The sequence below is a fragment of the Pontibacter sp. JAM-7 genome (genome assembly GCF_048548695.2).
Taxonomy (GTDB): domain Bacteria; phylum Pseudomonadota; class Gammaproteobacteria; order Pseudomonadales; family Balneatricaceae; genus Neptuniibacter.
Window position 1 is genome coordinate 334,640 of the sequence record NZ_JBLYIF020000002.1, and the last position, 12,409, is coordinate 347,048.

The following is a 12,409-nucleotide window of genomic DNA, read 5'->3' on the forward strand; positions in this document are numbered from 1 at the left end:
CTGTGAATTCCGACACGAAAACGTCATCTACCCCCCACCATTACTGGCCTGACTTCAAACTGTACACTTTTTGTACAGATAATTTACAACTTGTTATTTTTCAGTGTTTTACCGGCGAGAATAGCGAAAAAACATAAAAATTCTCCCGCGTTAACCAACCTCTGCAAGTCACTGATTTTCACATTATGGCGTTGCTGGCAAAGGGGTGAATACAACACTGTCCACAGAGCAGATTATCAGACAATAGGTCTTATGCTTTTAATCTCAGCCTGTTAGGCTACTTATTATCACTTAAATGTGTGAGTTTCATTATGTATCAGCACCCCGAACACACCTCTATCGCGACCAGAGTCACCCTGCATGGCGCAGTACTGGATACGGTTTTAGGCATACTTAAAATTCTGTTTGGTGTCATTTCTCACTCCAGTGCCCTGATTGCTGATGGTATTCACTCGCTATCCGACCTCCTCACTGATGCGTTGGTTTTGGTGGTGCTGCGCTTTTCCGGCCAGGCCCCCGATGCAAACCACCCCTGGGGACATGCCCGCTTTGAAACTGTTGCCACCGTCATTCTGGGTAGCATTCTGATAGCAGTTGCCGGCGCCATGGCATTTAACAGCTTAAGCACCCTGTTCAGCGGCGACCCGCTACCCATTCCCGAGTGGCCTGCTCTGCTGATTGCGGCACTGTCTATCATTGGTAAGGAATGGATATTCCGCTACACCCTGCGGGTAGGCCAAGAGATTAAATCCGACTTGATCATCGCCAATGCCTGGCACAGCCGTTCCGACGCCTTGTCCTCGGTGGTGGTCTTGATTGGTGTGGCTGGTGCCATGCTGGGATGGCTCTGGCTGGATGCAGCGGCTGCGGTCATCGTAGCACTACTGGTGGGCAAAATTGGCTGGGAACTGACCTGGGACAGCCTGCGACAACTGGTGGATACTGGCTTACCTGCTGAAGAGGTAGAGCGGCTTAAAACTCTGGTTATGTCCGTCGATGGCGTGCTTAGCGTGCACAGTTTTAAAAGCCGTAGCATGGGTAGCAGCAGTCTGCTGGAGATGCATATACAAGTGGCACCCTTTGTCAGCGCGTCCGAAGGCCACCAGATTGGCGATAACGCGATGTTGAAACTGCTCAAGCACAATACTGACATCAGCCACATCATCTATCATATCGATACCTATGATGATGCAAAAATTGACCAGAAAGGCTTCTTCACTCCCCTACCCATGCGTAGCAGCCTTGAGCCGGATATTGAACGTTTTTTTGCCGCGCTACCCACACCCCTTAAACCCTGGCGGATAACCCTGCATTACCGCAAGGACCTGATTGATCTGGAAGTCCTGCTATTGGAAGAAGACTGGCAAGCGCTACAAGCATCTGACATCACTCTGACGCAGCTTATCGTCGAGTTGCGAGACCACCTTGAGCAACCCAAGTGGTTTGGCCGGGTATATATCGGTGCCGGTCAGCTGGGCTGACTCGACACTAACGCGGCGGCATACTCTAACGCAGCCTGGCGCTCAGCCAACAGGTGTTCCGGTGGGATACAGGCCAGAATACGTAAACGTTCAAACACATTCAGCACCGCCTCGTTCAGCCCTACCAGCAGCACTTCCCGCCCAGCCTGACGGGCATCGACAATAAGGTCTTCTATCACCATCGCGGTGGACACATCGATCCACGGTACCCTGACAAAATCCATAATCACCACATCATGAGGCTGCTTCACCCCAAGCTTTTTGGACATTCCCTTGGCAGATGCAAAACTCACCGGGCCTTCAAAATGAAACAACAGCATTTTCCCTCCCGCCTCACGTAACAGGGTCTGCTCCGCTGGATTCAGGTCAGGCAATATTTCAGGTTGATCCGCTATGATTGACATCGCATCAATCTGGCTATCCGCCAAGCGTTTTAATGTCACTATATTGGCCAGGAATACGCCGATAAATACCGCCGCAATCAAGTTAACGAAAACGGTCAGGCAGAGAACCAGCAACAGCAGACAGATGACAAATAAGGGCGCTCGGTGTAACCGGCTGAGAAACTTCCAATCAATAATATCGATACCAACCTTCAGCAATATACCTGCCAGTACCGCATGGGGAATATGCTCTGCCAAAGGGCCAGCGCCCAGCACGATCAGCAGCAAAATCAACGCATGAAACCCGCCGGATATTGGTGTTTTACCCCCGGCCCGAACATTAACCACCGTGCGCATGGTGGCACCTGCACCCGGCAAGCCGCCAAATAAACCTGCCACCATATTACCCACCCCCTGACCGATGAGTTCACGATCAGAGCTGTGATGGGTTTTAGTAATATTATCCGCCACTAGTGATGTCAGCAGTGAATCGACGGCACCCAGTATCGCCAGCATCAGTGCAGAGAGCAGCATATCGCCCAGCAGGGCAGACGAAATTTGCGGCCACACCATCGAAGGAAGCCCCGTCGGTATCTCACCCAATACCGCAACAGCATCTTGCGGGACCAGAAGTATCGCCAGCAATGTGCCCGCAATTAAGGCAATCAACGCTGACGGCAGCACCTGAGTAACCTTACGCGGACAGAAAAAGACTATCAGTAGCGTCAACAAGCCAAGGCCCGCAGCCCACACATTTAACTGCCGAAGGTCCGCTGGCAATACCCTGATCGCTTCCAGCACTGATGCCTGTGCAGAATGGCCCAGGAAGGGTGCCAGTTGTAATAAAATAATAATCACCCCAATACCCGTCATAAAACCTGATATGACCGGAAAAGGCACCAGAGTGATGTATTTCCCTAGCCTGAAAAGCCCCAACACTATCTGCATAACACCGGCAAGTATGACCACCGTAAAGGCCAGCACAGGCCCCTGCTCCGGATCGATGCTGCTGTATTGAGTGAAAGTCGCGGCCATTACCACAGTCATCGGCCCGGTTGGTCCTGATACCTGTGAAGGCGTCCCGCCAAACAGAGCAGCAAAGAAACCGACACAAATGGCGCCATATACCCCGGCAATCGCCCCGGCTCCGGATGACACGCCAAACGCAAGTGCCAGGGGTAACGCCACAACAGCTGCCGTCAGTCCGCCTAATAGGTCACCTCGGAGATTGTTCAAATTAAAACCATAGATCCACTGCATCTGTACTTATCTCTATATTGCCGATGGCAGGTTAGCTGCGTACTATTAAAGAATCAGCACCACACCTGATACGACTTTTTAATAAAATTAGAAATATCTTTCAAACATCTGCCAGTAAGGCCGATAAGAATTATACCTATAAATAATAGGGATAAATTGTCATGGATAAGACATTTATGTTTCGCATCTCTTTTTGAGCCCGCCCATCGGCCTCTAGTGTCAATCTCACCGGGTGCGAAATTTCAGTATTAGTGTCAGTTATCTAGAGCGTAGCGTTATGAAATTTGCCGATAATAATAATCAGGCCGCCCAGTATCTTCGTCAGGCGGTTCCACTTATGGTCAAGCACCAGATCCCCCCCAACCCTTTGAATTACGCGCTTTGGTATACCTATGTATCGAAACGTCTACCGGCTCTCAACTTGCAGCTCGACAAGACTCTGCAGACCTATGGCACTTGCCCGAACCTGCTAAGCGAAAAGATGTTTCGCGAGCATATGCTGGGCAACGAAGTCAGCAAAACCGGGAAAATGCAGGATCAATTGGTTGCCATGATCAATGACCTGCATAACCATGCAGACAGTGCCGCCCGCAAGAGCGCTGATTTCAGCGAGGTGCTTGAAAGTAGCCTGGATGCCCTGCAGTCAAAACAAAATAATGACAGCGGGCCATCCCTCGAAACGATTATTCAGACGCTATCGCAATATACCCTATCGATGAATCAATCCACCCGTGGTTTTCAAAAACGGATCGAGGATGCGCAACAGGAGATCGACACGCTCAAGCAGGAACTGCGAAAATCCCAACAGGATGCGTCAATTGATGTGCTGACCGGCCTCTACAACCGGCGCACCTTTGACCAGGAACTTGAACAACTGACCCGTAGCAACATTCCCAGCGGTTTATCACTGATGATGCTGGATGTTGATCACTTCAAAAAGTTTAACGACACCTACGGCCATCAAATGGGTGACAAGGTGTTACAGCATGTGGGTAAATTGATGCAATTAAATTGCCCAGAACCTATGATTCCAGTGCGTTACGGCGGTGAAGAATTTGCAGTCATCCTGCCAGATTGCAGTGCGCATAAAGCAGCTGTTGTGGCAGAAATGCTGCGCACCAAAGTACAGGCGATCAGAATCAAGCAAAAAACCAACGGCTCTGTTATCAGTTCAATCAGCGCCTCGTTTGGCGTCGCGCAACTGTCATCCGGAGAGACCTCTGAGAGTCTTATTTCCCGCGCTGACAGCGCACTGTACTCTGCCAAACAAAACGGTCGCAACATGGTGCACCTGGCGGATTAAAAACGCCAAGACCATACTCAAGCCTCAGGAATCACCGCCAGCAGTTCAGTGGTATCGGGTACGATACCCTGCTGCTGCAAAGCGATGATCAATCCACCTCGCGCCAACGTCTGCTGATTAAACAGATGCTGTAATAAATAGCCAAACCGCTTTTCAAACCGATTATGTTGCCGATTTTCGTACACCAATGGATAGGCCAGATGGCACACCTCCAGTTCGTCACATAATGCCAAAATGCGCTGGTCCAACCGGTTACGAAGTCGCCACAGGCTGGATAAATCAGGCTGCTGTGTTTCCGGCATCCCTGTGTCCGTCACCTGACGCAAATCCAGCAAAGCAACAAATCCTGCAGGGTGGCTGGCAAAGCGGGCCAGCCACTGCTGATCAAGCTGTACAGCCGCTTGTAACAAACCAAATATGGAGCAATGATGAAGACTGGTAACATCGATCAACTGATCATCTGGTAATTCGATACAAAGGCTGTACAACTTTTCATTTAACCACTGGTTGTATTGAGCAAGTAGTTCAAAGTGCTGTTTAAGGGTCATATCACCTCCGCTGTTTGCAACTACTACACCAAACCAAGATGACAAAATGTGGTGTCAGCCAACCTATATGGCAAAATACCGTGAATTAAAGTGACAGCTATACTCCCCGATATTCGGTAGCAAGGACACTCAGCATGCACAGACCGATGACACAGCCTCGTTACTTCACTCCGGCAACAGGTCTCTGGTTGAGCATGTTTATTGCCGTTTTAGGCTGGTCTGCCATTAATCCCAAGGATCTTTTTACTTGGTTTCTAGAGGTATTACCGGCACTGATTGGTCTGATATTGCTGACACTCACCCGTAGCCGTTTTCCTCTTACCCCACTGCTTTATATGCTCATTCTGGTGCATGCTGTGGTATTGATGGTTGGCGGACACTACACCTATGCAGAAGTCCCTCTCTTTGACTGGTTAAAACAACCGCTTGGCTTTGAGCGCAATCATTACGATAAAGTCGGTCATTTTATGCAGGGGTTTGCACCGGCTATTCTGGCGCGGGAGATATTGATCCGATTCCAGGTGGTGAATGGCAATGGCTGGCGCTCACTGATGGTGATCAGTGTCTGCCTTGCCTTCAGTGCCTTCTATGAACTGATTGAATGGTGGGTCGCAGAACTCAGCGGTACAGCCGCTGAAGCCTTTCTGGGCACCCAGGGTTATGTTTGGGATACCCAAAGCGATATGGCGTTTGCCTTGGTCGGTGCAGTAAGTGCCTTGATCTGCTTATCCGCCTGGCATGACAAACAGATCAAGGCGTTGCTAAAGACGGCTTAGTTGCTGACCGGCTCACGCATGGTGACAAACTCTTCCGCAGATGTCGGGTGAATCCCTATCGTGGCATCAAATACCTCTTTAGTGGCGCCCGCCTTCAGTGCGATAGCAATGCCCTGAATAATTTCGCCGGCCTCTGCGCCAACCATATGCACACCAACCACCCGCCGAGATTCAGCATCCACCAGCAGTTTCATCAGAGTGCGTTCCTCACTGCCACTCAGAGTATGCTTCATGGCACGAAAGTTTGAACGGTAAACTTCAATTTTTGCATAACGCTCACGCGCCTGTTCTTCAGTCAAGCCGACAGTGCCAATATTTGGCTGACAAAATACGGCCGTCGGGATCAACTCATAATCCACCTGTTGCGGATTATCACCATACAGGCTTTTCACCAGCGCCGTACCCTCGGCCAGCGCCACTGGCGTCAATTGCATCCGGTCAATAACATCGCCAATCGCATAGACAGAAGATACTGAGGTCTGGAACTGGTCATTAACAACAATGGCGCCATTAGGTGCCTGAGCGATACCCAAACCCTCAAGCCCCAAGCCTTGCACCTTGGGTTTGCGTCCAGTGGCATACATCACCAAATCGGTGGTCAGTTGTTCTCCGTTTGCCAGCTGCAATAACAGGCTGCCATCAGACTGTTTGGTAACGGCTTCAATCTGAGTATTAGGATATAGCTGAACGCCCTTCTTCGCTATTTCTGTTGCTGTGAACTCACGCACTTCCTGATCGAAGCCTCTGAGAATCTGCTCACCGCGGTAAATCAGTCTGGTTTCAGCGCCAAGACCCTTGAAAATTCCCGCAAACTCAACCCCAATATAACCGCTGCCAACGACCACTACCCGCTGAGGGAACTGCTCCAAATAAAAAGCTTCATTGGAACTGATAACATGTTCCCGACCGGGAATATCTGGAATATGCGGCCAGCCTCCCACCGCAATAAGTATACGTTCGGCGGAGTACTGTCTTCCCGCCACGGAGACTGTGTGCGGCCCCACCAAAGTGGCGCGGCCATGAATCAATTCGCAACCGGCGTTGACCAGCATATTTTGATACACCTCATTGAGGCGCTCAATTTCACGGGTTTTGTTGTCACGTAGTGTTTGCCAATCAAACTGAGGCTGTTGATGCTGCCAGCCAAAACCGGTGGCATGCCCAAACTCTTCCGCAAAGTGCGAGGCATACACAAATAATTTCTTTGGCACACAGCCCACATTGACACAGGTGCCCCCAAGGTGAAGGTCCTCAGCAATCGCAACCCGTACCCCCATGGCAGCAGCCATACGCCCCGCCCTGACACCACCAGAACCCGCACCAATGACAAACAGATCAAAATCAAACTCAGACACGCAACTCTCCTCTGCGCAACGGCCAAAAAACTGGCCCTACTCTAACCTCGTCGTCGAACAACTGCCAATTGCTTGCGCCAACTGTCCTCATAGCCAGGCCTTATCCCGCCAGCTTGCAACTGCTGTTGTAATGACTAAGATAGGCGGCTCTTAAGCAAGTAGCCAAGGGTTTGATCATGAAAATAGTCTGCTTTAACGTCAACGGTATACGTGCCAGGTTGCACCAGTTACAGACGGTTATTGACCAGCATCAGCCTGATATTATTGGCTTACAAGAAACAAAAGTGCACGATGATGCTTTCCCCCTCGCTGAGGTTGAGGCCATGGGCTACCATGTCGAGATACACGGCCAAAAAGGTCACTATGGCGTCTGCCTGCTCTCACGCATGGTGCCGCTCAAGGTACAAAAAGGTTTCAGCCACGATGATGAAGCTGCACAGAAAAGACTGATAATCGCTGACTATGCCTGCGCCAACGGCAGCACCCTGCGAGTCATCAACGGTTATTTCCCTCAGGGCGAGAGCATCCACCACGAAACCAAGTTCCCCGCCAAGCGTCGCTTTTATGCCGAGCTACAGCATTATCTAGAACAAGAGTGTGATCCCACTCAGCCGCTACTGGTAATGGGTGATTTAAATATTTCCCCTCTGGATCTGGATATCGGCATTGGTGAAGCCAACCGCAAACGCTGGTTGAAAACCGGCAAATCCAGCTTCCAACCCGAAGAACGCGAGTGGTATCAACGGTTAACTGATTGGGGACTCAGCGACTGTTTTCGCAGCCTTTACCCAGCTACGGATAATGTGTTCAGTTGGTTTGATTACCGTTCACGGGGGTTTGACGATGAACCCAAACGCGGTCTTCGCATTGATGGTATCTTGCTCACTGCACCGCTGCTGGCAAAGTGCAGCGATGCCGGCGTTGACTACGCGATCCGTGGTATGGAGAAGCCCTCTGATCACGCGCCCATCTGGGCAGAGTTGACACTGGACTGATCAGGATTCGCTTACCGGACACTGAAAATCCGGGTGTTTAATCAATAAAACATCACAATTTACCCGATCGACCACCCGCTCCATGGTGCTGCCCAGCAGCACCCGATCCAGCACACTGCGCGCAACCGCACCCATAATCAGAATATCGCTGTGCTGTTCCGCCGCAAAACTGGCAAGCATCTGATCGGTTTCACCGTGTAAAAGGTGAACCTCAGGGTCATCAACTTGACGTTGGTAAGGGGCCAGTAATTTGATCAATGCCTGGCGATGGTGAAGTTGAACATTATCCTGCAGGTTACGATAATCCAGTACCATATGTTCATCAAAGATTGCTTCATGGGGTAATGTATTGAAGCAATGCACAATATCCAGTTCGGCAAATCCTTGCTGAGCAAGTTCTGTCGCCATATCAAGTAATTTACGATCCAGCGCCCCGCTCTGATCGGTTTCATGCAACGGATCAATGCAAGCAGCCATGCGCAGCAAATCCCCCCACGGCTGTTCTTTGACAAAAAGCACAGGCGCCGGAGATTTCCGGGCCACCTGCCAGTCGACCGGGGCAAACAAAAAACGTCCTAATCCAGTATGGTGCGGCGCGACGGCCTGTAACAGAAGGTCTGGTTGATAACGCAACACTTTGCGCACCACCGCTTCCGCGGTATGGCGATCCCAGCACAGGTCCCAGGATATTTCGATGCCGGCATTCAACAGCGGTGACGCCAGTTTCTCCAATTGCGCTTCTTGCTGCCGCATGTAGGCGTGCTCAGCATGCCCCTGTTGTTCTCGATCAAACATCAGCCCCTGGGCAATGGAGCGGTTATAACAACAGCTAAACAGTTCTACCTTACTGTTAAACTGACGTGCCAGATAAGCGGTCTTCTCCAGCAGGATGCCTGGGTCGTGCCGTTCATCGATATGCACCATAAGTTTTTTCATTTGCCAGATTCCTTATCTTACCAGCTGCTTTCATTCTGGTGCGCAGGCAGTTTTTTTGCCACTTATTACGCCTTAAGCACTAGACCAGCCTGATCTAAATCAGCAATTACTTAAATTATTAAATACCTTGGTTTAATTAGTTAAATAATTGATCAAGTGGATACAACTGAGTTAGTATCTGTGGGTTAAAACCCCACTATATTTCTGGTTTTTATATACTTATAGACAATAAATGGAGGATCCCTTGGCTAGCAGTCTCAATACGCACACAGCGCATGCACCGGTAACCGCCTACGGCACCCCCGATATGGAAATGATGCGTGAGAATGCATCAAAAGCAGCCAAGTTAATGCGGGCGCTGGGCAACGAAAGTCGCCTGCTGATTCTGTGTCATCTTGATGATAAAGAACTCTCAGTCACCGAATTAAATCGCTGTCTGGAGCTGAGCCAGTCTGCCCTATCCCAGCACCTGGCAGTTCTGCGCAAAGATCGTCTGGTAAAAACCCGCCGGGCCTCACAAACGATCTATTATTCTCTTGAAGGCGATACAGCCAAGCGTATCATTCATACTTTACACGACATGTACTGCCCCAACCTGTAATTCGCTGAGTGGTTATACGGGCAGATGTAAACGAGCTCGCTGCCAGTCCTCTGCTGGCTGATTCAACAACATTTTCATATCGACAACATCTTCTTCAGTGTTATAGCTAACGTTAAAACCCAGTTTAGCAGCAAGCCCCTGCATACCCTTATTGGTATTCAGCGTAGAGCCCACCAGTTGCAAAATACCTCGTTCACGGCAGTAGTCGACTATCCTCGACATCAGAATGACACCAAGACCTTCACCCTGCAGGTCATCCCTTATTACCACACTAAATTCAGCTCGTACGTTATCCGCATCGGTCACAGCACGAACCACACCCAGCGTCTCGGTACCGGGGCCATCCAGTTTATCGGCTGAGATAATAAACGCCATCTCACGGTCATAATCGATCTGCGTCCAGGTCGCCAGCTCATGGTGGGTTGGCACCCCTCTGCTATAAAAATAACGCAACCGGATCGACTGTGGACTGAGCTTGTTATAAAACTCAAGATGATTGGGTTCATCTTCACCACGAATGGCTCTAATGGTCGCCGGGCGTCCGGATTTGAGACTGATTGACTCCGTCAGATGCTCAGGATAAGGCGAGATAGACAGTCGGGCAGGTTCGGCCGTAATCGAGGCGCAAGCATCCATAACCAGTAAACCGCTTTTATTCAGCAGTAACGGATTGATTTCCAGGCACTTCAGATTCGGCAGATCAACGACCATACCCGATAGCGTCACCAATAATTCACTCAGTGTTTCCTTGTCACGATCCGGCTGGTAGCTGTTCTCATCTATGATCCGGCTAATCCTTGACTGACGAACCAGTTCCAGTGCCAGAGACATGTTCAACGGCGGCAACATCACATGACGATCGGCAATCACATCAACGGAATGGCCACCTATACCAAAAACAATCATTGGCCCAAACGTAGGGTCCCGGGTAATACCCAGGTTGATCTGTAACGACTGGAAGCCACGCTTCATCTCCTGCACGCAATACCCCTGCAGACTATCATCACCATAACTTTCCATCGTGCGGTACGAAAGGTTAACACTGGCACGCTCAATCTCTGCCAGTGAATACAGATCCTGTGCCATATCACGCCAACGCTGCGTGCGTTTAATGTCATAACTGAACGGGTAGCGGTTTTCAGTGTGCAACGCTTTGATTGCGACAGAGCAATCAAGGTTACGGGCAATATCCATCACACCCGCGACATCATCAGCATAATACGTAGCCGAGGTTGGAATGTTATACAGATCCAATAACCTGACAGACTCCTCATGGGTCAGGTAGTCACGCCCTTGTTCCAGTGCATTGCTTAACATCTGGCGGGCACTGCTATGGTTCTGGGAGTTTTGCTCCATAAAAGGTGCCGGTGTCTGGCGCATAACCACCTGGTTGCGATGAAAGTCCACCATATGCATAAACGCATCCACAGACTCTTCCGGCGTCAGAAACGTCGAAATGCCCGCACTATTACACAGGTTTCGCGCCGCTATTGCCGTTTCCCGACCCATCCAGCAGGTCAATACATTACGCGGGGTTTTCCGGGCGATTTTAATCACTTCATCAGCCGTCGCCACTGAGGGAGCCAAACGGGTGGGTGAATGCAATACCAGCACAGCATCAACACCCGGATCTTTGGTCAGAACACGCACCGCAGCAGCAAAGCGATCGGGCGTTGCATCAGAATTCAAATCCACTGGATTTTTCCGGTTCCAGTATGAGGGTAGCAACTCACTCAATTGCTGAACCGAGTCTTCTGAGAGTTGTGCTAATTCTCCGCCATCTTTGAACAAACGTTCTGTGGCCAGTGCATTAGGCCCCATACCATTACAAATCATGGCGACCCGTTCACCGCGCATCGGTTTCATGCGGGTCAGGGTCTCCAGCGCATTAAACAGCTCATCTGAAGTAGCAACCCGAACCACACCGGCCCGCCGCAGCGCCGCGTCATAAACCACATCATCGTCATAGATGCCGGGCGCCAGCTCAGCACGAGACTGTTCGCCAATAAAGGCACTGTTTTTCAGTACCAGTACCAACTTATTGCGGGATGCAGCTCGCACAGCAGAGATAAAATGCCGCGCGGAACCATCAATCCTGTTCAGCTGAAGCAAGATTGCGTGGGTATAGGGGTCCTGCGACAGATAATCAATCACCGATGGCAGATCAACATCCGCGCCATCGCCCAGCGTTAAAAAGTGGGAAAAACCTATTTCCTGACCCGTTGCCCAATCAATCATGGCAGTACCCAGGGTGCCAGACTGACCAATATAGGCCACCTTGCCTTTGCGGATATTGATATGCGAATAGCTGGCATTCATTTTGTGGCCAGGCACCAAAACACCCATACAATCTGGACCCATAATGCGAATACCATAAGGCCTGGCGGCTTCCCACACCTGGTCACGCAAGCTGCGTTCTGTATCATTCTCGGAGTAAGATAAGCCACCCGTGAGAATCATGGCGGCTTTCACCATACTGGCACCCAAGGCACGAATAATGTCAGGTACTGTTTCAGGTGGTGAACAGATAATCGCCAGATCAGGTAATTCCGGTAATTCCGGAAGGCTGCTAACACAGGGCACACCATGTACCGACGCATAGCCTTGAGAATTCACAGCAAATAGTTTGCCTTCAAAACCACTCTCCTGCAGGTTCTGAATAACGATGCCCCCCATGTTGTACTCCCGCTCGGAAGCACCAAACACAGCGATAGACTGAGGTTTAAAAAACCGTTTCAGATATTTCGTTGGCACTGTTTATATCACCGTTT

General features: G+C 50.3%; 10 protein-coding genes. 5 read left to right on the forward strand and 5 right to left on the reverse strand.

Annotation, left to right across the window (positions count from 1 at the left end):
* Positions 1-311: 311 nt before the first annotated feature.
* The gene (locus tag ACFVYJ_RS03995; protein WP_419413598.1) at positions 312-1,481 is read left to right on the forward strand and encodes a cation diffusion facilitator family transporter; all 1,170 of its coding nucleotides are present in this window, start codon (positions 312-314) and stop codon (positions 1,479-1,481) included.
* Here the strand turns inward: ACFVYJ_RS03995 and ACFVYJ_RS04000 are convergent.
* On the reverse strand, positions 1,469-3,124 hold the full coding sequence (locus tag ACFVYJ_RS04000) for a SulP family inorganic anion transporter (RefSeq protein ID WP_419413597.1): 1,656 nt from the start codon (positions 3,122-3,124) through the stop codon (positions 1,469-1,471). The two genes, ACFVYJ_RS03995 and ACFVYJ_RS04000, sit on opposite strands and share 13 nt — an antisense overlap.
* A 277-nt stretch (positions 3,125-3,401) precedes the next feature.
* On the opposite strand from ACFVYJ_RS04000, the gene ACFVYJ_RS04005 reads away from it, so the two are divergent.
* A complete protein-coding gene (locus ACFVYJ_RS04005) occupies positions 3,402-4,427 on the forward strand; it encodes a diguanylate cyclase domain-containing protein (RefSeq protein ID WP_419413596.1) in 1,026 nt (341 codons plus the stop codon).
* A gap of 17 nt (positions 4,428-4,444) precedes the next feature.
* Here ACFVYJ_RS04005 and ACFVYJ_RS04010 read toward each other — a convergent pair whose 3' ends face one another.
* The gene (locus tag ACFVYJ_RS04010; protein ID WP_419413595.1) at positions 4,445-4,975 is read right to left on the reverse strand and encodes a DinB family protein; all 531 of its coding nucleotides are present in this window, start codon (positions 4,973-4,975) and stop codon (positions 4,445-4,447) included.
* Positions 4,976-5,121: 146 nt separating this feature from the next.
* Here ACFVYJ_RS04010 and ACFVYJ_RS04015 point away from each other — a divergent pair, with 146 nt between their 5' ends.
* On the forward strand, positions 5,122-5,751 hold the full coding sequence (locus tag ACFVYJ_RS04015; RefSeq protein ID WP_419413594.1) for a DUF2238 domain-containing protein: 630 nt from the start codon (positions 5,122-5,124) through the stop codon (positions 5,749-5,751).
* On the opposite strand, the gene gorA is transcribed toward ACFVYJ_RS04015, so the two are convergent.
* Complete coding sequence (gorA, locus tag ACFVYJ_RS04020; protein ID WP_419413593.1) at positions 5,748-7,106, reverse strand: glutathione-disulfide reductase; 1,359 nt, start codon at positions 7,104-7,106, stop codon at positions 5,748-5,750. The genes ACFVYJ_RS04015 and gorA overlap by 4 nt on opposite strands.
* A 176-nt stretch (positions 7,107-7,282) precedes the next feature.
* Here gorA and xthA point away from each other — a divergent pair, with 176 nt between their 5' ends.
* Entirely contained in the window at positions 7,283-8,101 is an 819-nt protein-coding gene (gene xthA, locus ACFVYJ_RS04025) for an exodeoxyribonuclease III (protein WP_419413592.1), read from the forward strand.
* Here the strand turns inward: xthA and ACFVYJ_RS04030 are convergent, their stop codons facing one another.
* A complete protein-coding gene (locus ACFVYJ_RS04030) occupies positions 8,102-9,037 on the reverse strand; it encodes a universal stress protein (RefSeq protein ID WP_419413591.1) in 936 nt (311 codons plus the stop codon).
* 244 nt (positions 9,038-9,281) lie between these two features.
* On the opposite strand from ACFVYJ_RS04030, the gene ACFVYJ_RS04035 reads away from it, so the two are divergent.
* Positions 9,282-9,638, forward strand: coding sequence for an ArsR/SmtB family transcription factor (locus ACFVYJ_RS04035; protein WP_419413590.1), 357 nt, complete (start codon positions 9,282-9,284; stop codon positions 9,636-9,638).
* A 12-nt stretch (positions 9,639-9,650) separates the two neighbouring features.
* Here ACFVYJ_RS04035 and ACFVYJ_RS04040 read toward each other — a convergent pair whose 3' ends face one another.
* Positions 9,651-12,392, reverse strand: coding sequence for a bifunctional acetate--CoA ligase family protein/GNAT family N-acetyltransferase (locus tag ACFVYJ_RS04040; RefSeq protein WP_419413589.1), 2,742 nt, complete (start codon positions 12,390-12,392; stop codon positions 9,651-9,653).
* Positions 12,393-12,409: the final 17 nt, after the last annotated feature.

Excerpts from the sequence above, each read along its gene's own strand:
- ACFVYJ_RS03995 (WP_419413598.1), top strand. The coding sequence starts at position 312 with ATGTATCAGCACCCCGAACACACCTCTATCGCGACCAGAGTCACCCTG.
- ACFVYJ_RS04000 (WP_419413597.1), bottom strand. The coding sequence starts at position 3,124 with ATGCAGTGGATCTATGGTTTTAATTTGAACAATCTCCGAGGTGACCTA.
- ACFVYJ_RS04005 (WP_419413596.1), top strand. The coding sequence starts at position 3,402 with ATGAAATTTGCCGATAATAATAATCAGGCCGCCCAGTATCTTCGTCAG.
- ACFVYJ_RS04010 (WP_419413595.1), bottom strand. The coding sequence starts at position 4,975 with ATGACCCTTAAACAGCACTTTGAACTACTTGCTCAATACAACCAGTGG.
- ACFVYJ_RS04015 (WP_419413594.1), top strand. The coding sequence starts at position 5,122 with ATGACACAGCCTCGTTACTTCACTCCGGCAACAGGTCTCTGGTTGAGC.
- xthA (WP_419413592.1), top strand. The coding sequence starts at position 7,283 with ATGAAAATAGTCTGCTTTAACGTCAACGGTATACGTGCCAGGTTGCAC.
- ACFVYJ_RS04030 (WP_419413591.1), bottom strand. The coding sequence starts at position 9,037 with ATGAAAAAACTTATGGTGCATATCGATGAACGGCACGACCCAGGCATC.